Raw genomic sequence first — 25,420 nt, 5'->3', positions numbered from 1 at the left:
TAAGTTAATGCTAACTACACATTAAAATGTCTGAAAGTAATAAAAAAGATAAATTAACCAACGAAGAACGGTTCGACCAGCTTTGGAACGAAACGGATAACTATATTGAAAATCCAAACGCCGGCCTGGTTTATCAAAAATTAAAAGATGAACTTTTTCCATCAGCGCAACCAAAAATACTTAGATTAAATAAAATGGGTAAATGGCTGGGCTATGTGGCCATTTTTGCAGTTGTTGCCGGCGCATTTTGGTTTTATCAACATCAAAGCCACAATAGCCTCGTTCAAATTGTAACAGCCAGGGGCGAAAACAGGATCATTAACCTGCCTGATGGTTCAAAAATAGCGCTACAGGAAAATTCGGGCATAAGCTATAAAAAATCGGCTAACCGAGAAATTGAACTGAAAGGCAATGCCCAGTTTACCGTGGTGCACAACAGTTCAAAACCATTTATAGTTACGGCTGGCGAACTGCTGGTAAAAGATGTGGGCACGGTTTTTAAAGTAACCATGCAGGATGATCAAGCCTCTTTAAAATCAATAAGGGTAAGTGTAAGCGAAGGAAGTGTTTCCATTTTAAACAAAAAAACATTAAAAACTGAGCTAACTTTAGCGCATGGCGAAGAAGCCGTGTATGATAAGCGAAACGGAATGATCAGCAAAAAAAATACTGGCCCGGAGGTTAAATCTATAACATTCGACAACGCGACGATTACAGCTGTTTTGGAAAAAGTATCAGCCACCTATGGCGTAAAACTGGATGTTGCAAACCAGAATATCACCCAAAAAACCTTTACGGGAAAATTTGAAGGGGAAAATATAGACGAGGTGTTAGATATGATTGGTTTCACCCTAAATTTTAGGCATATTAAAAAAGATGGGAAAATTTTAATTTTATTTAATGGCGATGGCAAATAAGGTATTTATTATACTTCTTTTAATATCCTTAACAGTATTTGCAAATGCCCGGCAAAAAGCATCAATTAAGCAAACGAGGGTAAGTTTTATAGCCAAAAACCAAACCGCCAGCCAAATATTTAAGATTATTGAAGCCAAAACAGCCTATCGGTTTTCTTATAGTCCATCAGATATTTCGGGCAAACTATTGCTTAATTTTAGTTATCATCATCAAACTTTAGAAAAAATTCTGCAGGATTTGGCGCTAACCAGTAATTTAAAATTCCTGGTACATGAACATGCTATAGGGGTATCGGTTAATTATCCGCCAACCAGCAATGTTATACGCATTAAACCATAATACAATGGCAAAAAACAACACAGGTAAAGCACTTTACCGCTGTGCCTGCTTTTTAATGCTGTTATTTGCCACATCTGTTTTACCTTACAAAACCCTTGCACAAACCATCACCACAGCATCATTATCGGGCACGGTTTATATAGATAGCGCTAAAGCTATTGGCAATGTAGTGGTTATTGCAGAACATGTTCCATCGGCAACCAGGTACGTAACCATTAGTTTTGGAAATGGAAAATACGTGCTCCCCAATTTGCGCATCGGCGGGCCATACAAAATCACCGCCCGGCTAATTGGCTATCCCGAAGCTGTTTCCTATATCAACCAATTATCTCCACAAGATTATCCGGGCTACAACATCAGGCTAAACAGCAATGTTACCAATTTAGAAGAAGTAACCGTAACCGAAGTAAAAAAACAGGTTTTAAAGAATGATGGCACTGTATTTTCCATCAGCCAATCCTTAATCAGCAAAATACCATCAATAAACAGAAACATACAGGATATCATGCGCCTCTCGCCTTTTGCATCTGGTGGCGGAATAATGGGCGTTAATCCGCGATTGAATAATTTTACCATTGATGGTTCGCTGTTGATTACTTACGGATTGGGCAAAACAGTAATTGTTGGAAACACAACCGGCACCGACCCCATCGGGCTTGATGCTATTGAAGAACTGCAGGTAAATGTAGCTCCTTTCGATGTACGGCAATCGGGCTTTACCTCTGCCGGTATTAATGTCATCACCAAAAAAGGCGATAATAATTTTCGTTTATCCGCATTTAATTTTTTTAATGGCGCTAATTTAAAAGGCACTAAAATAAACCATACCGATATTAAAGGGCAAAATTATCAAGAAAACCAAACAGGCTTTAATTTAGGGGGTGCCATTGTAAAAAACAAGCTTTTCTTTCAGCTCAACTACGAAAAAAGGAACAATATCAGTTCGGCAAGCAGTTATATTGCCAATACAGGTAGTACTGCCGAAGAAAATAGCACCAGGGTTTTAGCCACCGATTTAAATAACCTGAGTGCCTTTCTGAAAAAAAATTACCAATATGAAACAGGCCCTTATCAAAATTACAACCTGCACAGCAATAATGATAAATTAGTGGCCCAACTAGATTGGAACGTGAGCGAAAACAGTGCGCTGGGCCTCAGGGTGCTTTACCTCAATTCTTATCAGGGTAAAACATTAAGCAACGATAATTTTGTAGGCCTTGGAAACCGGAACAACAACCCATATGCCATGAGCTACCAGCGCAGTAATTTCGTTAGGTTTTCGAATGCCTTATCGGCAAGGTTGGCCTATACCAGCAAACTAAACAAAAATATAGCCCAGCAACTTACCGTTAGTTATGCCAACCTGCCAGATTACAGACAACCTACGGGAGATTTAAAACCGCTTGTTGATATTTTAGATGGCGAAAAAAACTACATCTCTTTCGGCACAGACATTTTTGCTCCGCAGAATAATTTAAAAACAAATATTTATCAACTACAAGAGCATATTAATTTTCATATACTTAACCATAATTTTATTGCCGGTGCAGATGCAAATCTGGTAAGCGTAAAAAATACTTTTGTACCTGTAATGCAGGGCTATTACCAATTTAACTCCTTAAACGATTTTTATAACAGCACGCCCGCCGGCACAGCTACACCGGCAGGCGCCAGTTCGGGTTTAGCCCGGCCGGCAATGTTCCAAAAAGGGTATTCACTATTACCAAACGGGCAAATCCCAACTTTTAATTTTGGTTATGCTGAAACCGGTATTTACCTTCAGGACAGCTGGCAAATTAGCAACCAATTTACCATAACACCTGGCTTAAGGCTCGATAGAAATTATTTTATTGGCAAGCCCGGCAACAATGCATACGTTAGTGGTTTAACTTTCCAAAAAGCCAATGGCAATGCCGAACAGCTAAATACCGGGCAATTGCCCCCTAACCAATTTAGGTTTTCGCCCCGCATGGGTTTTACACTTCAGCTAAAACAAATCGATTTTTTAAAAATCCATGGGGGCATAGGTGTTTTCAGTGGCCGGTTACCCATGGTTTTATTGGGCGAACAGTTTAGGAACAACGGACTTGGAAGCGCCACTTTCTTTACACAAAACACTCAAAACAATCCATTTTTATTTTCGCCTGATGCTTACACACCAACCAATACAGCCCATACCAGCTACGATATTGTTTTGTTAGATAAGAACTTTAAATACCCCCAGGCGCTTAAAAACAATTTGTCCTTTAATTTTTATGCAAAACAAAACTGGATCATATCAATAGAAGGTTTGTATAACCACGATATTTCTGGCTTTTATGCACGTAATGCCAATATAGACAATACCAGTTACACCATTAATGCCGATGGCAGGGAGCGTTTATTAAACAATGCCATTAACGCACCAATCATTCAACACGCCTACATATTGGCCAATACCAAAGGCGGAAGACAATATGCAATCAGCGTAAACGCAAAAAAATCTTTTAAGGATGACTTGTACCTGTTTTTAAATTATACCTATGGAAATGCGAAAGACAGGGGCAGTTTTACGGGTACCGAGCCTGCATCCGAATTTATTTCGGCACCCGTAAACGGAAATCCAAATCAGCCTAAATTAGCTTATAGCGCTTACGACCAAAGGCATCGTATTTTCGCTTTTTTAACTAAATCTTATCATTTTACGGCAAAATCTACCACTACTTTTTCTGTAATTACCGAATTTAACCAAACTGGCCGGTTTTCTTATACCTACGCCGGCACTGGCGACGTAAATGGCGATGGAGCACCTGGAAATGATTTGATTTTTGTACCGGCCAATAGCAAGCAAATCAACTTAATTCCCTATACCAACAACAAGGGCATTTTGGTAACCGAAGCCATGCAGTGGCAATCATTAGAAAAATTTATACAATCATCGCCCTATCTCAATAGTAAAAGAGGAAGTTTTGCAGAGCGTAACGGTAGCATTTTACCTTTTGCCACACAGGTGGATATTAAAATTTCGCACGAATTAAAAGTAAATAAACATAGCTTTCAGTTGAGTTTAGATTGTATCAATTTACCCAATTTAATTCATTCGAGTTGGGGAGTGAAATACCTTCCGGCCAATACCCAACCCATAGAAGCGGTTACTTACGATAGCTTTCGGGTATATCCCGATCATTTGAACAAGGCCTTTACACCCGATAACGCTTTGTTATCGGTTTGGCAAATACAACTTGGGCTAAGGTACCGTTTTGGGAATTGAAGAGAAATGATTTAGCCCTAAATTTATTTTCCTGATGAGTATTATGGCGATTTGTTTGCAATTAAGGAGTAAACAAAATAACCAAATTATGAAAAAAGGATTTTTACTCTTATTTGCCGTGATGATGCTGTTTACACAACATTTGCTGGCGCAAGGCTTAACTACCGGGAGTATCTCTGGAAAAATTACCGACAACAAGGCATTGGGGCTTCCGGGCGCAACCATTATAGCCATCCACCAACCATCGGGTACAAAATACGCTACCAGTACACAAAAAGATGGCCGGTTTAACCTGCCAAGCGTACGCATAGGCGGGCCTTATACCATCACCGTAAGTTCTATTGGCTTTACCACAGAAACCCTTACTGATGCAAAAGTTGGACTGGGAGAAAACCTATCGATAAATATTGCAATGAAAGATCAATCATCTCAATTACAAGAAGTTGCTGTAAAAGGGAGCAGAAGCAACAAAGTGATGAACAGCAATAAAAATGGCGCTGGTTTATCGTTAGACAGGACTACATTGGATGCTTTGCCAACCATTTCTAGGGGCTTAAACGACTTTACCCGGCTGGTGCCACAGGCCGGCTCGCAAGGCATGCTGGGCAAAGGAGGCAAAAGCAACAACGTTTCGGTAGATGGGGCTAGCTTTAACAACGCTTTCGGTTTAGGGAGCGAACAGGCAGGTACCCCGGGCGCAAATGCGAATGCCCAGCCCATAAGTTTAGATGCAATTGACCAGGTATCGGTAGAGTTATCGCCCTACAATGTTAAAGTTGGTGGCTTTACAGGCGCCAGCGTAAATGCAGTTACCAGAAGTGGCGATAACGAGTTTAGAGGCTCTATCTATAATTTTTACCGTAACCAGAGTTTAGTTGGCAATAAGGTAAAAGATGCTGAAATTACCCGCTCAAAATTCAATGAAAATACATTTGGTTTCCGTTTTGGTGGCCCCATTATCAAAAATAAACTGTTCTTTTTTGCAAATTACGAACAGTTTAAAAATACTCAGCCCGGCGCTTCATTCCAAGCCAATACAGGGCTTTCGGGCGGAAATATCTCCAACATTAAAGCTACAGATTTAGATGCTTTGAGCAATTACCTCAACACTGTTTATAAATATGATGCAGGCAGTTACCAGAATTATACGCTACCCACCGAGAATAAAAAATTCCTTATAAAGTTGGATTGGAACATCAATGATAAAAATAAGATGAGCGTGCGCTATAACCAGCTCAATGCAAGTACCAGCTTTGGCGCTACCAATAATTTAACAACCATGGGCTTCAGTAATAATGGTTTTTCCCGTAACAACGATATTTACTCCATTACCGGCGAATTGAATACCACCTTTAACAATAAAATAAGTAACCGTATTTTCGCATCGTACAACTCCATGCCAGATTACCGTAAATATTTTGGAGATTTGTTTCCCCAGGTTGCAATTAGCGATAATGGAAACACCTATATTTTTGGCACCAACCCCGCCGGTCGCGATAATCGTGTTGACCAAAAAATATTGCAAATACAAGATGATATTACCATCAGTTTAGATAAACATAAAATTTCTACAGGCATCAGTTACCAGTACATCAACCTGCAAAACCAGTTTACCTATAACCCACAGGGTATGTTTAATTTCGGTTCTCTGGCTAAATTTTATAACAGTTCTCCGGCAGGTACACAAACCCCTGTGGGTGTAAGTAACGGAGAAGGCCGGCCAGAGAGTTATGCTTTAAATTATACCTTACAACCCGGCCGTACCGTTACCATCGATAACCCAAAATTTGCACAAACAGGCTTATATGTTCAGGATGAGTTTTTCCCTGTAACCAACTTAAAAGTAACAGCAGGTTTAAGGGCCGATTTTACAACTTTTTTAAACACACCGCAAAATAACCCTGCCGTAGCGGGCTATCAATTTCAAAATGCTACCGGTGGTACCGAAAATTACAGCACCACAAATACACCCGGTACAAAAGTTTTATTTTCGCCCCGTGTAGGTTTTAATTGGGATATAATGGGTGACCGTACGTTACAATTAAGAGGCGGTTCTGGTTTATTTGCCGGCAATATTCCCTTTGTTTTTATAGAAAAAGCCTATTCTATTAACGGTTTAAATGAAGGTAGCTTAGCACCTACAAACACCCAGACAAACCCAAATGTTACTGCCCCTTACCCTTTCAACCCCGATCCCAGGGCTTACATTCCGGCCAACGGTACCCTCGCCCAAAAATACGAAGTAGATTTAGTTTCGCCCAATTTTAAACTGCCACAAAGCTGGCGTACTACTTTAGGGCTCGATGCAAAACTGCCTGGCGGTATTATTGGCTCAATAGAAGCCATTTACAGTAAAGATATTAATGCACCTTATTACCGAAACGTGAATTTTGATTATAATACCGCTACAACCGCTCCAGATGGCAGGTTAAAATATACATCAAATAAAATTAACCAGAATATCAATGGCGCATATGTTTTGGATAATATTAACCAGGGCCACCAATTTTTCTTAACAGAATCAATCAACAAGCAGTTTAACAAAGCTTTTAGCACATCTCTATCTTATACCTACGGTTCATCAAAAGATGCCTATTCGTTTAAAAGTACCACGCCCAACACCGCATTTAATGCTATTCAGGTAGTTGGCAATCCGAATATCCCGGTAAATGCCTATACCGATTTCGATTTAAGACATAGAATTGTGGGAAGCGTTAATTACAAAATAGCTTATGCAAAAGAAAAGATGGCCACCACGCTAGGGCTGTTTTTTGAAGGCGCACAACAAGGTAGGGGCTCGTATATTTATGGTGGCAGTGGCGATGTAAACCAGGATGCCGTACCCGGTAACGATTTGATTTTTGTACCAAAAGATTTAGCTCAAATTAATTTAGTGCCATCAGCAACTGCAACCGTACAACAACAATGGGATGCATTGAACACTTTTATCTCAAACTCTAAATACTTAAATAGCCGAAGAGGACAATATGCCGAACGCAATGGGCTTATTTTACCCTGGTATTTTCAGGCTGATTTAAAATTTGCCCAGGATTTTTCGGGCTTGTTATTTAAAAGCAAAAACACTTTGCAGTTAACGGTTGATATTTTGAACGTTACCAACCTCATCGATAAAAACTGGGGCGTACTCAATACCATGGCCAACCCTGCGCCAATTACAGCAGTAAGCGCTAATACTTTCCAGGTAAACCCCGCATTATTGCAAAAAGGAGAATTTATACAAGATAATGGTTTAAGCTCGGTAATTAATCCTGCATCAAGCTCTCGCTACAGGATACAATTTGGTGTAAGGTATTCATTTAATTAAATTGATGTGAGGTTAGTCAAATTCGTCATTGCGAGAAGGCTTTTTCAGCCGACGAAGCAATCTCTCTAACAAGGATTGCTGGCAGGAAAGATTGCTTCCCCAAAAAGTCGGGAAAGGCTGTCGCTCCTGCTAGCACCCCATCATTTTTATAAAACAACAAATGAAAAGCATAAAATATTATTCCATAATTTTAATTTGCCCGGCATTTCTTTTGCTCGCGTTTAAAATTCAGCCATCAGCATGCCCTAAACCCGGTCAAACCCTTCAGGATTATTTTAAATGGAGGGCAGGACGAAAAATGCCATTAATTATGGCGCATAGAATGTCTCCCGAAACCGGATACCCGGATAATGGCCTGAAAACATTGAAATTTACACACCAGCTAGCACCCTGCGTGATCCAGGAAATGGATGTACGCATGACCAAAGACAGCGCTCTGGTAATGTTGCACGATGCGACACTGGATAGGACAACAACCGGAAAAGACAGCTTAAATAAATTTACCCTTAAAGAAATTGCACAATATCAACTCAAAGACATCAATGGCACTTTGATAAAAGGAGAGCGGATTCCGAAACTGATGGATGTGCTCCACTTTGTTAAAAAAAATAAAATTATTGTTGCTTTGGATATGAAACCGGGTACCGATCCTAAAAAATTAATGAGAGAAGTTGTTTCTTCACGAACATTAAACCAGGTGATTATTATTTGCTATACCATTAAGGATGCGCAATTACTGAATAAAAAATATCCCACTTTAATGATGGCGCTGGGCTTTAACAGCTGGGAGAACATTAAAGCCATTGAACAATCCGGGCTTCCGTTTCAGAATTTAATTGCATTAACCCCATCTCAACTACAAGAAAAATCATTTTACGATAAAATACACAGCATGGGCATTATGGTTTCATTTGGTGCACAAGGTGGCGTTGATGTTTACCCCAATAACACGCGTAAAGCTTATCAAAACGTATTTGCCCGTGGTGGTGATATTATCTGTACCGATAGCCTTAGCAATGTTTTTAAAGCTTTTAGGTAAGAAATAGGTTATCTTCTTTACAAAAATTGAAATGTTGCCCAAAAGAATATTTTATGTAGATGTTTGTTCAAAGATAATCCAGTACAGTATCAGTTTTCGTTTAGAACAAAATCTTCAAAACCTTTCACAATAATCTACTGAAAATCAAAAAAAAATGGTTGCTTTTTAACGAGCAACCCTTACGAAAACAGGATGATAATCCGCTTAGTACCCAAGAGGAGATTCGAACTCCCACACCCATACAGGCGCCAGCCCCTCAAGCTGGTGCGTCTACCAATTTCGCCACCTGGGTTTGTGCTGCAAATATAATTTAATTTTGGATTTTAAAAAGCGTTTAAATTTCTATTTTCAAACTATCGTATGCCAATCTAATATTCGCAGGCAAGTCTTTTTCTATATCCTCATGTTTACCTAAATTATGGCTGATGTGCGTGAGATAAGTGGTTTCTGCACCAACTTTTTCCGAAAAAGCAATGGCTTCGCTCAAAGTAAAATGCGAAATATGAGGTTCTTTCTGCAAAGCATTAATCACCAGTATTTTTGATCCTTTTATTTTATCAAAACTTTCTTCCGGGATGGTTTTAGCATCAGTGATATAAGTAAAATCACCGATCCTGTATCCCGTAATGGGTAACAGGTGGTGCATTACTTCGAAAGGAATAATGGTGCTTTTTCCGATTTTAAAATCTTCACCATTGGTTACCGTATGCAGGTTAATTTGTGGCAAACCATGATATTTGGTTTCTGCAAAAATGTAATAAAACTCTCTTTTTAATGCCGTTTGAACCCTTTCTGTAGCATACACATCAATTACCTTATGCAAAAGATAATTAAACGGCCTGATGTCATCTAAACCAGCAATGTGATCTTTATGCTCATGTGTAAATAAAACAGCATCCAGGTCTTTTACGTTTTCGCGCAGCAATTGATAACGAAAATCCGGTCCGCTATCTACTACAATGGTTTTATCGGCGGTTTCAATTAAGATAGAAGTTCTTAAACGCTTATCTTTTTTATCAGGAGATGTACAAACTTCACAACCACAAGCAATTACCGGAACGCCCTGCGATGTACCCGTACCTAAAAAAGTAACTTTCATCTGCTTAAACTTTCCTTTCTATGCCTATAATTTCTGTCGTGTATCTCCATTAAAATAATTCGGTTTGTTGTAAAGATTGATAAAACTGGCGCTGTTTTTCATCCAACTGATTTTCATCAGCGTTGGTCTGTTTTACCAGGGTAACCAATGCCGCAATTTTTCCTTCCAGGTTAGAAAATTTATTTACCACAATCACCTTATTATGTTCCAATAAACAAGAGCCTGTTTTAAAGTTCCCTTTTTCGTAGCGTACCTTATAGCCCATTGCAAAAAGCAAGGCCTCTAATTTCTCTAAAGTATGGTTTGTTAGTGGCAAAGACATTGGAACAAATGTAAACAATACAGATTTAATTAGGTAAGTTTTTATAATTTTAGCCCATGGAAATCGTCATCAACAGAAACGCTCAGCAACAAAAGGCCCTAATCAAAACCATCCAAAAACAATTCTATTACAAACAATTTGCAATTGCATTTGGGCTTTTTATTATTGCTTTGCTTCTCATGTTCATGAAATTAGATGTAATGAATAAAACGTTACCTTTCTGGAATCCATTTAGTGCATTTGCCATGGGCATTGTTATGATAGCTGTATTGCGGATGCAAGGCTTATACAAACAATATAAGCAAGCCAGCAAATTAAAATCTGAAAATGTTCATATTACTATAAGTGATGTAGCAATTACCTACCGCGCAGAAACGCATGAACTAAAATTTCTATGGCCGTATTTTAAATTTTACCGATTAAATGGCACGTTGATTATTATTGCGAAAGATATAACGAATAAAAACACATTAGTTATTGATAGAAATGAAATAAACGAAGATGAATTTAAATTTCTTCAAAGTTTATTGTTTGATAAAAAGATTTTAAACCGTAAATAAATAGCTGATAAATTTAATTGATTTACCATTTAACTTATTAATATCAGGTGGTTATTTTTTACTATTGTGGTTTTTCCACCACCTAATTCTGAGACCATTTTAGTTTATAAATCCTCAGCATGGTCAAATTGAAAAGCAATAACAATTAATCAGTTTTCAGTTGGCAATTTGCAATCACCAATAAACTAATGACCAATGACTAATGAACGTTATTAAGTCTGTTAAACAAAAAAGGTTCAGCTGTTTCCAACCGAACCTTTCAGGTTTCATTTCGCATTTGCGAAACTCACTATTATCTTAAATCTACTACTTCAACACCAGGATATTTTTTAGCGTCAAAAGCAAAAGTAGTTTCCGGTACATTTACATTAGGAGAAAAAGTTTTCACGTTATAGGTATATTTATTTCCGTTTTTATCAAACAATACCACGTTTGCAATCTGCTTAGCCGCTTTATCAATGCTTAAACGAACTTTAAAGATCGATTTTTTAGCATCAACAGGTGTTAAATCAATCATTTCATAGGTTTTACCACCTACTTTCTCATCGCCGGTGTAAACGTATTTAAATCCTTTTTCGTAAACGGTAAAAATTTTAGCAGGATTAATGGCGTCACCACTGTTATCTACATTACTTACCTGCACCTCTTTATCTTTTTTTAGGTAAGTCCACTGGCTTTTACCATCACTAAACAATTCCTGATTCGTCATGGCTACTTTATATTTATTAGAGTTAGCCTTAACATATAAAGTACCTTGCTGGGTTTCTTTTACTTTAGCTTTTGGATTATCCAAAGTAAAGGTAAAGTCTGTTTTTACAATATTGTACGATTTGTATTTTTTACTCACATCAGCTAAAATTGCTTTAGCCTTCGCATCAGTTTGAGCATAAGTTGAAGTTGTAAAAGCAACTACAACCATTAATGCTGAAATTAATTTCTTCATCTTTTCTTTTTTAAGTTTTTCTTTGAAACGTTAGAGTAGATTTTCATTAAATAGTTTAATCTAACCTTTGTCATCCATACTGTTCAAGAATTGTTCCAAAGAATACTCGTCAGGATATAAAACTTCTCTTGCTTTACTCCCTTCAAACGGACCAACAATACCGGCGGCCTCCAATTGATCAATAATCCGCCCTGCACGGTTATAACCCAGCTTCAGTTTACGCTGTATTAATGAGGTAGAACCCTGCTGGTGCATCACAATCAGCCTGGCAGCATCTTCAAAGAACTTATCACGCTCGTTAGGATCAAAATCAGCCTTGCTTCCCTCTCCTGCTTCATCTATATATTCGGGCAGCTGGTAAGCATCTGCATAACCGCGCTGGTTACCGATGTATTCAGAAATCCGGTCTACCTCGGGTGTATCAACGAAAGCACACTGTAGCCTGATTAAGTCGCTACCGGTAGATAAAAGCATATCCCCGCGACCAATTAACTGATCGGCACCACCACTATCTAAAATAGTCCTCGAATCGATTTTCGATAAAACCCTGAATGCCAGCCTGGCCGGGAAATTCGCTTTAATAGTACCCGTAATAATGTTTACGGACGGACGCTGCGTGGCCAGTACGAGGTGGATCCCGATAGCCCTTGCCAGCTGTGCCAAACGTGCAATAGGCGCTTCAACCTCTTTACCCGCAGTCATCATTAAATCGGCAAACTCATCCACCACCAAAACAATAAAAGGCAAAAAGCGGTGTCCGTTATTCGGGTTCAGCTTACGTTTAATAAATTTATCGTTGTATTCTTTAAGGTTCCTCACCTGTGCATCTTTTAACAGATCATAACGCTGATCCATTTCAATACAAAGCGAATTTAAGGTATTTACTACTTTTTTAGTGTCGGTAATAATGGCATCAGCTTCTCCCGGGAGTTTAGCCAAAAAGTGTCTCTCGATCCGGTTAAATAAGGTTAATTCTACCTTTTTTGGATCTACCAACACAAATTTCAGCTGTGCAGGGTGTTTTTTAAATAATAGTGATACCAAAATGGCATTAATACCCACCGATTTACCCTGACCCGTAGCACCTGCCACTAATAAATGGGGCATTTTGGCCAAATCCGCAATAAAAACCTCATTACTAATGGTTTTACCTAATGCAATAGGCAGATCCATCGTCGTTTGGCTCCATTTTTCGGTATTTAAAATGCTGCGCATCGGCACCATTTCAGGGTGTTGGTTAGGTACCTCAATACCAATTGTACCTTTACCAGGCATTGGCGCAATAATACGGATCCCTAATGCCGCCAATGAAAGCGCGATATCGTCCTCCAAATTTTTAATTTTCGAAATCCTTACACCAGGAGCCGGAATAATTTCATAAAGGGTAACCGTAGGGCCAATTGTTGCCTTAATCTTATCAATTTCGATGTTATAGTGGTTAAGCGTTTCAACAATTTTATTTTTGTTGGCCTCCAGTTCTTCGGCATTAACCGAAATTTTATTGGTACCGTAATTTTCCAATAAATCAATGGTTGGGTACTTATAACCTGCTAAATCCAGTTTTTCGTCGTAATTACCAAACTGCTCAACCAAATCTTCTGATTTTTTTTCTTCTTCAGTTTTTTCGATGGTAAATGCAGGTTCTTTTTCGGCTTCAACTGGTGGTTCTACCGTTAAAGGCATTGTAGCAGCCGCAGCAGTTGCCAGAGGTAAATTAGTAGCTAAAGGAGATAATACAACTGGTGGAGCAACTTCTTCCTCTTCCTTTTCTTCGTAACGGCTTGGTTGTAATACCACATTTTGTTGTTTGCGCTCGTTGCTTACCGGAGGTTTATCTCGTACCGGAAATTCAATCGGTTCAGGAGTTTCTTCAACAATTTTATTTTTGGTTGATTGCTCTCTGATATCATTCACATAATCAGGAGTTTCATTATCCAGATAAACTTCTTTTGCTTTACGCTCGGGAAATTTAAAATCGATGTTATATGCAATAATCAAAATGGTTAATCCGGCAAATGCGATCAAACCCGCAACACCAGCCGCGCCAATCTGGGCACCTAATAATTTGTTGCTCCAGTAACCAAATTCGCCTTCCAGATAATGTGGCGATTCTGACCAGAAACCATGCACAAAACCTAATGTTAAAGATATAAAGAGTAAAAAGAAAAAGCTATAACCCAGTGTTTTAGAAATAGAAAGGATTTTAACTTTAAATAATAAACGGTAACCGATAATAAAAAAGGCTAAAACAAATAAGAATGAGGCAATACCGAACCATTCGTAAATAAACTGATGTGACAATAAAGCGCCAAACTTGCCCAGCCAGTTTTGAACAACCGGTGTAGTAACGCCTGCATTTTTTAATTCTTCGGATGTTTTAAACAGATTCCCCCAGCCGCCATTTGCGTCAATTACATAACTCTGGTCATCCTGCCAGGTAAAAAGGTACGAAGTAAAGGCAATTAGAAAGTATAAGGATAAGATCACAAAAAACAGACCTGCAATTTTAATTGCACGTCCATCTGCCAGATCGAACCTTGGTAAAAATTCTCTTTTTTCTTTTGGCTGCCGACCCGATGAAGATCTGCCTGGTGCATTTTCTGCACCCTTATCTCTGAATGTATTGGTTTTAAACTGGTTACCCCGTACCGACATTTTCTTTCCTAAATAATTTAATATTGAACAAACTTAGATAAAACTGCGCAGCATTAATAAAAAAAATAATCACAAATCGCCTCTGTAAATAATTTTAAATAATCTGCCTTAAATTAAATAAAAATATCCACCGGGCATTAAACCTTAAACAGAAATTATCGTCTATTATTTTAACAACGCACAAGTTGTTACGTTTTTGTAAAATGAAACGGATTTTGTTTTAGGTTTTATCCCGTTTTACCTGGAGAGGTTAAACGGGATTTTTTATTAATAGACCTCGCATGTTTCGCAAATCTGCGAGGTCTGAAAAAAAAATAAATGCCCTAAAATTATTTTGAAAAGCAAGGTTCAGTTCATTTTGGCCGCGATAGTCCTGCTAGCACTTCAAGTCCTCACTCGTACCTCGTTCCGGGCTTTTCGTTTTATCAGGTTTATTTACCAGGGTCTGTCTTTCTTAGGATTTTAGACTCATGATCAAGACCTCGCAGGTTTTGCGTTAGGGATTGTAAGGGTTCAGTACCGATCCTTCATCGGTACCGGAGCGAAGCGAAGCCCTGAAAAGCCCGGACCCAATCCCGATTTTTTATCGGGATTGGATAACGCCCACATCAATTAGTTATTGATTTTTTTTGCAGATGGCTATTTTAAAAACCTGCGTGGACTAATCTTGATAATTTGCTGTACACTATATATATTTAGACAATAAAGTTTACAATTCCTTAATTTTTGGTAATTTAAGTCGATTTTTAAATAATATTATGGGTATAGCGCAGCTCGAAGAACAAATTGAGGCAGGAAATTTACAAGCCGTAAAAAAAATTTTGGTAGAGAACCCAAAATTGGCAAATGTTGATACATCCCATCATATTTCGCCATTATTATTGGCCTGTTATTATAAAAAGCAGGAAATTGCCGATTTAATTGCCGAATTTGTTGATGATTTAACCTTATTCGAAGCCTGTGCAGTTGGTAAATTTGATGCTGCTACCCTATTGATTTTTCAAAATCCCGGCAGTATAAACGAATTTTCTGAAGATGGTTTTACACCTTTAGGTTTAGCCTGCTATTTCGGACATGAAGATTTAGCCCGTTTTTTGGTTTTAAAAGGTGCTGATGTTAACCTGGCTTCAAAAAACGGATTTAATGTATTCCCCATCCACTCGGCTGTTGCGGCCAATAATTTTAACATTACCAAAATGCTGTTGGATGCCGGTGCATACCCCAATGTTTGCCAGAAGGCAGGTTTAGCACCATTACATACTGCAGCGCAGCTTGGAAACATAGAAATGATTATTTTACTTTTAGAGCATGGTGCCGAAGTATCTTTACGCATGGAAGGCGGAAAATTACCGGCTGATTTAGCCGCAGAAAAAGGATTTAACGAAATTGCAGAAATTTTAAGAGACGATGATTAGTCAGTCCTGAGTCTAAAGTCATGAGTCTTGAGTCCAACAGACCTTAGCAACCATTTCCCATTTTACATTATCCATCTTACATTAACCATCTTACACACTTATTCCCATATCCTCAGCCGCATTCTTTTCATATAAGTTCTGATATCCAGTACCACTGCAGCCAGAAAATAGAATAAGATTGGAAAGCCTACCGCTAAAAACGACGAATAAATAAAAAACAAGCGGACTTTTGCCGTACTCATATTCAACTTGCTGGCTAAATAAGTAGAGACACCAAAACTCTGCTGCTCAAAATAAGTTATAATTCTCTGGAACATTTCAAGCTTATTTTAAAAATCATTTTAACGGTAACTCAATATAAATTATTGCAAACCAGGTTATGATTTTGTTTTCAAACCCTAATTTAGCAAAATTAATCGGTTAAATCTGCATATTATTCAAGAACAAGCTTTTCAAAATCCTGTTTATCCTCGTGTTTAATAAAAAGAATCTGCTGCTCCTCCAAGCCTGAAAATTTCTTAATTAATTCAGCTTTAAATTTATGAAGATCAGCCTCTTTTTTCAATATAACAGTTAAGGCATCTGCATTACCTCTAACTTCGATAATCTGATCAGGATAAAGTTCTTTTAGTTCGTGTGGGAATTCCATAGTTGTTAAAACGGATTATTGGTTAGAAAGTTTTCTACTGGAAAAATTAATCTGATCAGGCTTGTTTTAGAATTTTAATTCCAATACCACAAGATAGGCATTTTTTCTCATCACAGTATTGCTTTTTCAACTGTAAAATCCCTTGCGAAGCAAATGCATGATGGATTTGCACTCCTGCCCCTTTAAATTTATCAATAATTGCATTTTCTTCGGCAGGAAGGCTTTCTAACAATTTTACAGCCCTGTTGATGTAAAACTGTGTTGCCGTGTGTTTGCCATAAGCAAATAAAAACAAAACAACAGTATTTAAGAGGATATTATCTACAGAAGCTTTACCGATCTGCAGGTTTATACCTGTAGTTTCTTTTTTAAAATGATAATGTGTTTTCCAATAATCGTTAACGGGCAGGTTTTCGAATAAGGCCCGTAACAGCGCTATATCTCTTATTTCCATTACCTTCGAAAAAAGATGATTGGCTTTTACAATTAATGCTGCAAACTGAGCCAAACGGATGGTTGGAAAATTTTGCGGGCGCATCCGCATAAACTTCCAGACTGAAATTTCTACAGGTTTAATCTTATATTTCTTTCTTAAAAAATCAAATTCGGCCTTTAGCTTTTGAGGATATTCTTCTTCAAACTGATCATTTAAAAAGCCAGATGCGCCAAAAACCAGCGCTTCAATTTGATGGGGATTATTTTTATGCCTGGCGTAAATATTTTGCGGAACTGCTTTTGCAAGCAGTTCAAAAGGCAAAGCATTTATTTTAAAACCAAAATTACGGGCCAGGAAACGATAAAAAGTTTCGTCCCAATTCCCATTCAATTCGTTTAAGGTTTCGGTAACAGCTGCTGTTTTTTGCTCAAAACGTTCAATCAAAGTTCTTGATAAAAAAGAATCTATAATCAATGGCTCAATGGTGCCGATCTGGGCAATGCAGGGAAAATCGGTAAGGGTAAGAAACAGCTTTTCATATTTTTTTATCAGATCGGCAGAAATGCGTTGTTTTAACTCGAGCACGGGCAAAACCGTGTTATCCATTCTTTTAATTTCCGCATCATGTTCGTAAACCACATGCAAAATCACATTTTCGTATGCAGGATCTTTTTGATGGTTATGTTTTAACCAGTCTGATGATTTAAGGTGGATTTCTACATTGCCAGCCCAAATGGTATCGCCTATTTCGATTTTCGCATGAAAAAAATCAGGTCCGGCATTTTTATTGAGTAAACCCGGATTGATAATTTTCAGATTTTCCCCGGCAGCGGTATGCAGGTCGCCATAATTAAACGACCTGAACTGCCATACATAATGAAGAAAATCTTCAGGAAAATTCATGCTTCAAGATAAGGAATTCCTGAAGCTTGTATATTAAAAACTATTGATATGTAAAAAAATATATCACTTTTACTGCAATAATATACTTAAACTTTAGTAAAAAGGAACATCATCTCTGCCAGAACATCCCGAATATTTGGGAGAGAGATTATAATAGAATAACTACACCAACCCGGCATTAAGTAATATCTGCTCCATTTCTTTCTGTAACTTCAGTGCTTCTTCCCTGGCTTTTTCTGCAAAATCTTCACCCTGGCTGGCATAAATAATACCCCTGGATGAGTTGATCAATAATCCGCATTGCGAATTTAAACCGTATTTACAAACTTCATTTAAATCGCCACCCTGTGCACCAACACCAGGAACTAATAGAAAATGATCTGGTGCCAGTTTACGTACATCGCCAAAAGCTGATCCACGGGTTGCGCCTACTACATACATCATCTGTTCGTCGGTTGCCCAGGTTTGAGATGTTTTAATCACTTTTTCGAAAAGTTTATCCTCCCCAACCTGCTGTAATTGAAAATCAGCATGGCCGCTGTTGGAGGTTAAAGCCAGAAGAATAACCCATTTATCTTTAAAAGTTAAAAAGGGCGTAACCGAATCGCTTCCCATATAAGGCGCTACGGTAACCGAATCGAAACTCATTTCTGATGATGCTGCATTAAAAAATGTTTCGGCATACATGGCTGAAGTATTGCCAATATCACCACGTTTGGCGTCAGCAATAGAAAAAATATCCTCCGGGATATATTTCCAGGTTTCGATTAAAGTTTCCCATCCTTTTTTACCATAACATTCATAAAAAGCGGTATTTGGCTTAAAAGCTACACAAAGATCTTTAGTGGCATCTATAATCTGTTTATTGAATTCCAGGATCGGATTTTCATACTTTAACAGGTGTTTTGGGATTTTATCTAACGAAGAATCCAATCCTACACATAAAAATGAACGTTTTTTTTGTATCTGCTCAAAAAGTTGTTGCTTTGTCATATATGGGCTTATTTGCTGCAAATATGAAGATTTTTAAGTTTTTTGAACGAGAAAATAATACCCATTTAAATTATTTTTATAAACATTTTAAACTTTTGCTTGCAGATTACGTTTCAAATACATACAATTGCAACATAATTTCTCAACCGTTTATCTGAATATCCCAGAAAAATTTATCAAGACTTGTTTTTTGTTATCCTTTTTTAAAAGCAAAATTTGCTTGTTATTCAGCTTGTAAACAATTATGAAACAATTTGGGCATTTTCCATAATGAACTCAATTCATGTTTTATAACCTTAAGAATTTATACACAATGAAACTGCCGGGCTTACGCTAACATAAATATTATTAAGCCTGTGTAGATTTATAACAGAAAACATCCGTTATAAACAAATGAAAAATTTCTTGAAACATATATATCTAGAATGTTTAGTAAAACAGAATTAAATGATAAGCTCACAACTGAATTACGTGAGCTGGCAAAAAGCTATGGCATTGAAGGTGCCGACTCCCTAAGAAAAATCGACCTTGTTGAAGTACTTTTACACCAACAGGAAATTATAAATGCCGCTAAGGCTGGTGCAGATCCTTACAGCGAAATAGAACCAGTTGCAGCTGCCCCTGCACCAAAAACCAAAGCTGCTAAAACTACTAAAGTTGCTGCAGCAGCCGCTGCCGCTGCTTCTACAGTGGTTGCCGATAAGCCGGTTGCAGCCGAAAAAGCTGTTGCGGCTGAAAAACTAGTTAAAAAAAGAGCCAGGTTAACGAAAGACGAAACAGCAGCCCCAGTTGAAAGAAGAAGAGATTCGGTAACATTATTCGACGAACCGCAGCACCACCAGCAACCTGAAAGGCAACCAGACAGAATCTCTGAATCTGAGGAAAGTGTAAAACCAATTTCTGCTTTAATTGAAGAAAGTGCAGAAGTGCTTCCTGCAGTTCAGAAACAAAAACAAGAGCCAAAAGAAAAACAGGAAAAACCACAACGTGATGAAAACCGCCAGCAAAAACAACCGGGCGGTGGCAACCACCACAAAAACGAAAACAGTTATTCTAACCTAGATTTCGATAACGTAATTACAAATGAGGGTGTTTTAGAAATTATGCCTGATGGTTACGGTTTCTTACGCTCTGCAGATTACAACTATTTAACTTCTCCTGATGATATTTATGTATCTCAGTCGCAAATAAAACTTTTTGGTTTAAAAACAGGTGATACTGTTAAAGGTAGCATCCGCCCACCAAAAGAAGGCGAAAAATATTTCCCGCTTGTTCGGGTAGAAACCATTAACGGCAGAATTCCGGCTGAGGTTCGCGACCGTGTTCCCTTCGATTATTTAACGCCGCTTTTCCCAACCGAAAAATTAAATTTATTTACGGATAACAGCAATTACTCTACCCGTATTATGGATTTATTTACTCCAATTGGTAAAGGGCAGCGTGGTTTAATTGTAGCACAACCGAAAACAGGTAAAACCAATTTATTAAAAGAGGTTGCCAACGCAATTGCCAAAAACCACCCGGAAGTGTACCTGATCATTTTATTGATTGATGAACGCCCTGAAGAGGTTACCGATATGGCACGTAGTGTAAGGGCTGAGGTAATTGCTTCTACTTTTGATGAACCAGCTGAGCGCCACGTTAAAATTGCCAACATTGTTTTAGAGAAATCTAAACGTTTGGTTGAAAGCGGGCACGATGTAGTGATTCTTTTGGATTCGATTACACGTTTGGCGAGAGCTTACAATACAACTGCACCGGCATCAGGTAAAATATTATCAGGTGGTGTTGATGCAAACGCATTACACAAGCCAAAACGTTTCTTTGGTGCGGCACGTAACATCGAAAATGGTGGTTCATTAACCATTTTGGCTACCGCATTAACAGATACAGGTTCTAAAATGGATGAGGTAATCTTCGAAGAATTTAAAGGAACAGGTAATATGGAGCTTCAGTTAGACCGTAAATTATCTAACAAGCGTATTTTCCCTGCTATTGATATTACGGCTTCAAGTACCCGTCGCGATGATTTATTGCTTGACAGAGATATTTTACAACGTGTATGGATTTTACGTAACCACCTTGCTGATATGAACAGTCAGGAGGCTATGGAATTTGTTCAATCACAAATAAAAGGAACAAAAAGTAACGAAGAGTTCTTAATTTCGATGAACAGCTAGATTAAGGCTGAAAGGTAAAAGGCGTAAGGCTTAAGGTTTCTTGATTTGGTGCTTTAAGCCTTACAATTTTAAAGGTTTTTACACTTACATTTGCAACCAAAACCTTACACCTCAAACCATATACCTTAAACCTTATGAAAAGGCATCTCCCTAATGCGATTACCTGTGCAAACCTTTTTTCTGGTTGTATCGGAATCGTTTTTGCATTTAAAGGCCATTTAGAAACCGCAGCTTATTTTGTAATCTTCTCCGGAATTTTCGATTTTTTTGATGGTATGGTTGCCCGTTTGTTAAATGTAAAATCGGCTATTGGTAAAGATCTTGATTCTTTAGCTGATATGGTGAGCTTTGGTTTTTTACCAGGAGTAATCATGTTTCATCTGTTAAAGGCGAGCGATTATTCATCCGAATACCTGCCTTATTTAGGCTTTATCATTACTATTTTTTCGGCGCTCAGGTTGGCTAAATTTAATAATGATGAAAGGCAAACGGAAGATTTTATTGGCTTAAATACACCAATGAACACCCTCTTTATCTGCTCATTACCCTTTATTTCGGTTGATTATCCTCAGGTAACAGGATCCAGCATCTTATTAATCGCCATTACGGCTATCACAAGTTTCTTGCTGGTGAGCGAAATCAAAATATTTTCTTTAAAATTCAGTGATTTAAGCTGGACAAAAAATAAAATTAAATTTATCTTCCTTATTTTATCTTTTGTATTAATCGCTTTTCTAAAATTTGCAGCAATACCTTTTGTACTTGTGTTATATATTGCTTTATCAGTACTACATTTTAGGGGTGCAACCGCCAATAAAAAAATTTAAATTCATTTTGAAGAAATGAACCCGTAGATTAGAACATAAGCTTTCTTACCGTTTAGAAGTAAGTTTTATTTGTTCTTGTTCAAGCTGTTTACAGATATCAGCACACATTAATTTTAGCTCATCCACATCTGAAGGGATTTTTTCAAGTGCGATTTTATTTCTCGCATGATACTCAATTGCCTCTACCAGCTGTTTCGCATCATTCCGCCCAACATAAGTGAATGTGGGCTTTATTTTATGTGCATAATTGGCTACTTTGCTCCAGTTCTTATTGGCCAGAGCACAGTCCATCTCTGCTAAATAAACTGGCGTATGCTCAATAAAGGTTTTAAAAAAATCAGCTAAAAATACGGGGTCATCTCCAACCATTTCGATCAGATAGGAAAAATCAAGTTGCCGGCTCTTCTTCATGTTATTAATTTCTTAACCTCAAGCGGGTCTTCAATATTTCTGCTGATTGCTAAAATGGTTTCGCCCAATACCGGATGTAAAACATCAGGCGCTATTTCAGCCAAAGGTTCCATTACAAATTTTCTGTATTGCATGTGCGGGTGCGGTACCTGAAGCTTATTTGAAATATTAATAATTTCATCACCAAAAAGAATCAGATCGATATCAATCAACCGTTCGCCCCATTTATCTTTCCTTACCCTGCCCAGCTCCTGCTCAATATTTAATGCATGATCCAAAACTTGCAAAGCACTTAAACCGGTTTTTAAAGCTATGGCCTGGTTTAAAAAAGCGGGCTGATCGGTTTTACCCCAGGCTGCCGTTTCGTACAGTGATGAAACTGATATTACTTTGCCAGTTTTTTCTTCCAATAACGCAATGGCCCTCTTTAAATTCCCTTCCCTATCGCCCAAATTTCCACCCAGTAACAAATAAGCAGTGCTGCACTCTAAAGCCTTATTAAGCATCATGTATTTTTATATCTTTACAGCACAAAATTAAAACATTTAAATGAGAGAATTCTTTAAGTATTTATTTGCCTCTATGTTGGGCTTTTTCTTATCGATGGTAATTATATTTATTATCTGCTTTGTAATTATTGTAGGTGCAATATCATCCATTGATAGTGATAAAACAGTTGTAGTAACTAACAATTCGGTTCTGTTCCTGAATTTAGACCAGGCCATTACCGAGCGTACTCCAAAAAATCCGTTCGGAAGCCTGCCGATTGTTGGCAGCGAAGAAAAAGACGGCATTGGTTTAAATGATTTCATTAAAGCAGTACAAAAGGCGAAAACAGACGATAACATTAAATGTATCTACTTAAATGTAAGCAGTCCTAATGCGGGTTATGCTACTTTGCGTGAAGTTAGAAATGCTTTGATCGATTTTAAAAAATCGCACAAAAAAATTATTGCCTACAGCGAAGTTTACACCCAAGGTGCATATTATCTGGCTTCGGTAGCTGATAAAGTTTATCTAAATCCGGAAGGTGCTTTAGAATTTAAAGGTTTCAGCTCCGAATTAACCTTTTTTAAAGGAACTTTAGAAAAAGTTGGCGTAGAAATGCAGGTTATCCGTGTAGGAAACTATAAAAGCGCTGTAGAACCATTTATTTTAGATAAAATGAGCGATTATAACCGTAAACAGGTTACCGCTTATGTTGGTGGTTTGTATAATACATTCCTGTCAGACATTGCACTGAGCAGAAATATCCAGAAAGACAGTTTATACGCAATTGCTGATAACTATAAGGTACAACAGCCACAGGATGCCGTAAACTTTAAAATGATTGATGCTTTAAAATATAAAGATCAGATTTTAGAAGAGTTGAAAGGATTATCAGGAAGAACCAGAGGTGAAAATATCCGTTCGGTTTCTATTAACGATTACGCTAAAAACAACACCGACACGGGTGAAGGAAAAGATAAAGTGGCCGTAATTTATGCAAATGGAGAGATTAGTGGTGGCGAAGGTTCCGATAACCAGATTGGTTCGGAACGTATTTCCAGAGCCATCAGAAAAGCCCGCTTGGATGATGACATTAAAGCAGTTGTACTACGTGTAAATTCACCGGGTGGCAGCGCATTGGCCTCGGATGTAATCTGGAGAGAAATTGTGTTGACTAAAAAAGAAAAACCGGTTATAGCATCTTTTGGTGATGTGGCCGCATCGGGCGGTTATTACATTGGTTGTGCGGCTGATAGTATTTTCGTTCAACCCAATACCATTACAGGCTCAATTGGCGTATTTGGCATTATTCCGAACTTCCAGAATTTAATGACCAATAAACTGGGCATCACCTTCGATGGTGTTAAAACCGGTAAATATGCCGATATCATGGCTACTAATCGCCCTATGACGGAAGGTGAAAGATTTATCATCCAGAACGAACTAAACCGGATTTATAGCGGTTTTGTGAGTCGTGTGGCCGATGGCAGAAATAAAAGCAAAGCTTATATTGATAGCATTGGAGGTGGACACGTTTGGATCGGTACAGATGCCGTTCAGATTGGTTTAGCCGATAGGATCGGAAGTTTTAACGATGCCATTAAAGCTGCAGCAAAAAAAGCAAAACTGAAAAAATATAAGATAGTAGAATACCCGGATGTAATTGATCCATGGAAATCGTTAATGGATGAAGGTACAGACAAAATAAAAACCTATTACACCAAACAGGAACTTGGCGATAATTACTTCTTATATCAACAGATGAAAAAGGTAATTGCTAGCTCGGGGATCCAGGCCAGAATGCCGTTTGAAGCAGTAATTAAATAATGTAAGATGGAAAATGGATGATGGAATACTTGGATTTATATAAAAGGTTGATGGTTCATTGTTAAATAGTTGTGGTACTAATAGTCCGAGCTATCAACTATGAACCATCAAACCATAAGTTAAAAACTCATCTTCCATTTTCCATCTTACCTCTTACACCCCATCATCCATCTTTACCTCTTACATTATCCATCCTATTGCACCAGTTTCCATTCCGGGTGCAGCGTTAAATAAGTTGCGTTAACCGGAATATTTACCGGATGTACCGTTAAAGAAATACTTTTCCCTTTTAAAAATTCAAAACCAATTCCATCTTTTTTCGCATCGTAAACCGTTACGGTGTCTTTTTCTTCATTTAAATACGCAGAAAGTTTTTCGATACCCGGAAATTTCGATTTTGTTGCCTCCAGCGTACTACCTGTTGCCAAACCATCTTTTGTTTTAAACTTGCTTGAAGTAATCCGTACCTGCTTTACGTCTTTTATCCGCATGCTCGTATCCCGGTAAGAAGAATAAACAGCAATTTCGTTAGGATGCTTAGCGGTAGAATCATTGCTGTACCAGATTCCCCAGGCTTTTCCCATTGCGGCATCACCGGCATCTGGTCTGCCCAGTTTTTTACCAACCTGCTCCATATCCTCTCCCAAGGCAATTTCTCCAATCGATTTACCTGCAATAATCAGAAATCGCTCATCAACAACCTGCGTTGTGGCTGGTGTTAAATTGCTTGCCGAATCTGTTTTATCCTGGCTTTTTTTATTGGCAGATTGACATGCAACCAAACTTATGCTTAATCCCAAGAGGGCAAATTTTATATTTTTCATGAGTGTAAAACAACAC

Annotated in this window: 21 protein-coding genes and 1 tRNA gene; 10 read left to right on the top strand and 12 right to left on the bottom strand. The window is 38.0% G+C overall.

What is annotated here, in order from left to right; translation table 11 throughout:
- Window positions 1-26 precede the first annotated feature (26 nt).
- From ABD769_RS04755 to ABD769_RS04735, 5 genes are all read left to right on the top strand, one after another.
- The gene (locus ABD769_RS04755; RefSeq protein ID WP_344849836.1) at window positions 27-917 is read left to right on the top strand and encodes a FecR family protein; all 891 of its coding nucleotides are present in this window, start codon (window positions 27-29) and stop codon (window positions 915-917) included.
- A complete protein-coding gene (locus ABD769_RS04750; RefSeq protein ID WP_344849835.1) occupies window positions 907-1,257 on the top strand; it encodes a hypothetical protein in 351 nt (116 codons plus the stop codon). Before ABD769_RS04755 ends, ABD769_RS04750 begins: the two co-directional genes overlap by 11 nt.
- Before the next feature lie 4 nt (window positions 1,258-1,261).
- On the top strand, window positions 1,262-4,507 hold the full coding sequence (locus ABD769_RS04745) for a TonB-dependent receptor (RefSeq protein ID WP_344849834.1): 3,246 nt from the start codon (window positions 1,262-1,264) through the stop codon (window positions 4,505-4,507).
- A gap of 88 nt (window positions 4,508-4,595) precedes the next feature.
- On the top strand, window positions 4,596-7,832 hold the full coding sequence (locus ABD769_RS04740; RefSeq protein WP_344849832.1) for a TonB-dependent receptor: 3,237 nt from the start codon (window positions 4,596-4,598) through the stop codon (window positions 7,830-7,832).
- A gap of 160 nt (window positions 7,833-7,992) precedes the next feature.
- Window positions 7,993-8,871: a glycerophosphodiester phosphodiesterase family protein gene (locus tag ABD769_RS04735; protein ID WP_344849831.1), complete on the top strand. Its 879-nt coding sequence runs from the start codon at window positions 7,993-7,995 to the stop codon at window positions 8,869-8,871.
- A gap of 208 nt (window positions 8,872-9,079) precedes the next feature.
- Here ABD769_RS04735 and ABD769_RS04730 read toward each other — a convergent pair.
- From ABD769_RS04730 to ABD769_RS04720, 3 genes are all read right to left on the bottom strand, one after another.
- Window positions 9,080-9,163 (bottom strand) — tRNA-Leu (locus ABD769_RS04730).
- A 42-nt stretch (window positions 9,164-9,205) separates the two neighbouring features.
- Window positions 9,206-9,970: an MBL fold metallo-hydrolase gene (locus ABD769_RS04725; RefSeq protein ID WP_344849830.1), complete on the bottom strand. Its 765-nt coding sequence runs from the start codon at window positions 9,968-9,970 to the stop codon at window positions 9,206-9,208.
- A 49-nt stretch (window positions 9,971-10,019) separates the two neighbouring features.
- Window positions 10,020-10,292, bottom strand: coding sequence for a hypothetical protein (locus tag ABD769_RS04720; RefSeq protein WP_344849829.1), 273 nt, complete (start codon window positions 10,290-10,292; stop codon window positions 10,020-10,022).
- 56 nt (window positions 10,293-10,348) lie between these two features.
- Here ABD769_RS04720 and ABD769_RS04715 point away from each other — a divergent pair, with 56 nt between their 5' ends.
- Window positions 10,349-10,852 carry a hypothetical protein gene (locus ABD769_RS04715; RefSeq protein WP_344849828.1) on the top strand — a complete coding sequence of 168 codons (504 nt, stop codon included), beginning with the start codon at window positions 10,349-10,351 and terminating at the stop codon, window positions 10,850-10,852.
- Between the two features lie 292 nt (window positions 10,853-11,144).
- On the opposite strand, the gene lolA1 is transcribed toward ABD769_RS04715, so the two are convergent.
- A complete protein-coding gene (lolA1, locus tag ABD769_RS04710) occupies window positions 11,145-11,795 on the bottom strand; it encodes an outer membrane lipoprotein periplasmic chaperone LolA1 (RefSeq protein ID WP_025142915.1) in 651 nt (216 codons plus the stop codon).
- Between the two features lie 60 nt (window positions 11,796-11,855).
- The gene (locus ABD769_RS04705) at window positions 11,856-14,450 is read right to left on the bottom strand and encodes an FtsK/SpoIIIE family DNA translocase (RefSeq protein WP_344849827.1); all 2,595 of its coding nucleotides are present in this window, start codon (window positions 14,448-14,450) and stop codon (window positions 11,856-11,858) included.
- A 758-nt stretch (window positions 14,451-15,208) separates the two neighbouring features.
- Between ABD769_RS04705 and ABD769_RS04700 the strand changes: the two genes are divergently transcribed.
- Window positions 15,209-15,865: an ankyrin repeat domain-containing protein gene (locus ABD769_RS04700; RefSeq protein ID WP_344849825.1), complete on the top strand. Its 657-nt coding sequence runs from the start codon at window positions 15,209-15,211 to the stop codon at window positions 15,863-15,865.
- A 98-nt stretch (window positions 15,866-15,963) separates the two neighbouring features.
- Here ABD769_RS04700 and ABD769_RS04695 read toward each other — a convergent pair whose 3' ends face one another.
- From ABD769_RS04695 to pyrF, 4 genes are all read right to left on the bottom strand, one after another.
- A complete protein-coding gene (locus ABD769_RS04695; RefSeq protein ID WP_086545426.1) occupies window positions 15,964-16,182 on the bottom strand; it encodes a PspC family transcriptional regulator in 219 nt (72 codons plus the stop codon).
- Window positions 16,183-16,298: 116 nt separating this feature from the next.
- Window positions 16,299-16,514, bottom strand: a complete 216-nt coding sequence (locus tag ABD769_RS04690; RefSeq protein ID WP_344849823.1) for a hypothetical protein — start codon at window positions 16,512-16,514, stop codon at window positions 16,299-16,301.
- 55 nt (window positions 16,515-16,569) lie between these two features.
- Window positions 16,570-17,853, bottom strand: a complete 1,284-nt coding sequence (locus ABD769_RS04685) for a DUF2851 family protein (RefSeq protein ID WP_344849822.1) — start codon at window positions 17,851-17,853, stop codon at window positions 16,570-16,572.
- Window positions 17,854-18,015: 162 nt separating this feature from the next.
- On the bottom strand, window positions 18,016-18,846 hold the full coding sequence (pyrF, locus tag ABD769_RS04680) for an orotidine-5'-phosphate decarboxylase (RefSeq protein WP_344849821.1): 831 nt from the start codon (window positions 18,844-18,846) through the stop codon (window positions 18,016-18,018).
- Window positions 18,847-19,271: 425 nt separating this feature from the next.
- On the opposite strand from pyrF, the gene rho reads away from it, so the two are divergent.
- Window positions 19,272-21,026 (top strand): transcription termination factor Rho, encoded by a 1,755-nt coding sequence (gene rho / locus ABD769_RS04675; protein WP_344849820.1) that lies wholly within the window; start codon window positions 19,272-19,274, stop codon window positions 21,024-21,026.
- A gap of 134 nt (window positions 21,027-21,160) precedes the next feature.
- Window positions 21,161-21,853, top strand: coding sequence for a CDP-diacylglycerol--serine O-phosphatidyltransferase (gene pssA, locus ABD769_RS04670; RefSeq protein ID WP_344849819.1), 693 nt, complete (start codon window positions 21,161-21,163; stop codon window positions 21,851-21,853).
- 45 nt (window positions 21,854-21,898) lie between these two features.
- Here pssA and ABD769_RS04665 read toward each other — a convergent pair whose 3' ends face one another.
- Together ABD769_RS04665 and folK are read right to left on the bottom strand one after the other, a co-directional pair.
- On the bottom strand, window positions 21,899-22,264 hold the full coding sequence (locus ABD769_RS04665; RefSeq protein ID WP_344849818.1) for an Hpt domain-containing protein: 366 nt from the start codon (window positions 22,262-22,264) through the stop codon (window positions 21,899-21,901).
- A complete protein-coding gene (gene folK / locus ABD769_RS04660) occupies window positions 22,261-22,773 on the bottom strand; it encodes a 2-amino-4-hydroxy-6-hydroxymethyldihydropteridine diphosphokinase (RefSeq protein WP_344849817.1) in 513 nt (170 codons plus the stop codon). The genes ABD769_RS04665 and folK overlap by 4 nt, the downstream gene beginning before the upstream one ends.
- A gap of 40 nt (window positions 22,774-22,813) precedes the next feature.
- Between folK and sppA the strand changes: the two genes are divergently transcribed.
- A complete protein-coding gene (gene sppA / locus ABD769_RS04655; RefSeq protein WP_344849816.1) occupies window positions 22,814-24,580 on the top strand; it encodes a signal peptide peptidase SppA in 1,767 nt (588 codons plus the stop codon).
- Window positions 24,581-24,774: 194 nt separating this feature from the next.
- Here sppA and ABD769_RS04650 read toward each other — a convergent pair whose 3' ends face one another.
- On the bottom strand, window positions 24,775-25,404 hold the full coding sequence (locus ABD769_RS04650) for a hypothetical protein (RefSeq protein ID WP_344849815.1): 630 nt from the start codon (window positions 25,402-25,404) through the stop codon (window positions 24,775-24,777).
- Window positions 25,405-25,420 lie beyond the last annotated feature (16 nt).

Source organism: Pedobacter jeongneungensis (genome assembly GCF_039538295.1).
Classification (GTDB): domain Bacteria; phylum Bacteroidota; class Bacteroidia; order Sphingobacteriales; family Sphingobacteriaceae; genus Pedobacter; species Pedobacter jeongneungensis.
Note: the sequence above shows the minus strand (reverse complement) of the source record. Positions and strands in the feature narration are given on the sequence as shown.

Coding starts and splice junctions, on each gene's coding strand:
- ABD769_RS04755 (WP_344849836.1), top strand. CDS start 27: ATGTCTGAAAGTAATAAAAAAGATAAATTAACCAACGAAGAACGGTTC.
- ABD769_RS04750 (WP_344849835.1), top strand. CDS start 907: ATGGCAAATAAGGTATTTATTATACTTCTTTTAATATCCTTAACAGTA.
- ABD769_RS04745 (WP_344849834.1), top strand. CDS start 1,262: ATGGCAAAAAACAACACAGGTAAAGCACTTTACCGCTGTGCCTGCTTT.
- ABD769_RS04740 (WP_344849832.1), top strand. CDS start 4,596: ATGAAAAAAGGATTTTTACTCTTATTTGCCGTGATGATGCTGTTTACA.
- ABD769_RS04735 (WP_344849831.1), top strand. CDS start 7,993: ATGAAAAGCATAAAATATTATTCCATAATTTTAATTTGCCCGGCATTT.
- ABD769_RS04725 (WP_344849830.1), bottom strand. CDS start 9,970: ATGAAAGTTACTTTTTTAGGTACGGGTACATCGCAGGGCGTTCCGGTA.
- ABD769_RS04720 (WP_344849829.1), bottom strand. CDS start 10,292: ATGTCTTTGCCACTAACAAACCATACTTTAGAGAAATTAGAGGCCTTG.
- ABD769_RS04715 (WP_344849828.1), top strand. CDS start 10,349: ATGGAAATCGTCATCAACAGAAACGCTCAGCAACAAAAGGCCCTAATC.
- lolA1 (WP_025142915.1), bottom strand. CDS start 11,795: ATGAAGAAATTAATTTCAGCATTAATGGTTGTAGTTGCTTTTACAACT.
- ABD769_RS04705 (WP_344849827.1), bottom strand. CDS start 14,450: ATGTCGGTACGGGGTAACCAGTTTAAAACCAATACATTCAGAGATAAG.
- ABD769_RS04700 (WP_344849825.1), top strand. CDS start 15,209: ATGGGTATAGCGCAGCTCGAAGAACAAATTGAGGCAGGAAATTTACAA.
- ABD769_RS04695 (WP_086545426.1), bottom strand. CDS start 16,182: ATGTTCCAGAGAATTATAACTTATTTTGAGCAGCAGAGTTTTGGTGTC.
- ABD769_RS04690 (WP_344849823.1), bottom strand. CDS start 16,514: ATGGAATTCCCACACGAACTAAAAGAACTTTATCCTGATCAGATTATC.
- ABD769_RS04685 (WP_344849822.1), bottom strand. CDS start 17,853: ATGAATTTTCCTGAAGATTTTCTTCATTATGTATGGCAGTTCAGGTCG.
- pyrF (WP_344849821.1), bottom strand. CDS start 18,846: ATGACAAAGCAACAACTTTTTGAGCAGATACAAAAAAAACGTTCATTT.
- rho (WP_344849820.1), top strand. CDS start 19,272: ATGTTTAGTAAAACAGAATTAAATGATAAGCTCACAACTGAATTACGT.
- pssA (WP_344849819.1), top strand. CDS start 21,161: ATGAAAAGGCATCTCCCTAATGCGATTACCTGTGCAAACCTTTTTTCT.
- ABD769_RS04665 (WP_344849818.1), bottom strand. CDS start 22,264: ATGAAGAAGAGCCGGCAACTTGATTTTTCCTATCTGATCGAAATGGTT.
- folK (WP_344849817.1), bottom strand. CDS start 22,773: ATGATGCTTAATAAGGCTTTAGAGTGCAGCACTGCTTATTTGTTACTG.
- sppA (WP_344849816.1), top strand. CDS start 22,814: ATGAGAGAATTCTTTAAGTATTTATTTGCCTCTATGTTGGGCTTTTTC.
- ABD769_RS04650 (WP_344849815.1), bottom strand. CDS start 25,404: ATGAAAAATATAAAATTTGCCCTCTTGGGATTAAGCATAAGTTTGGTT.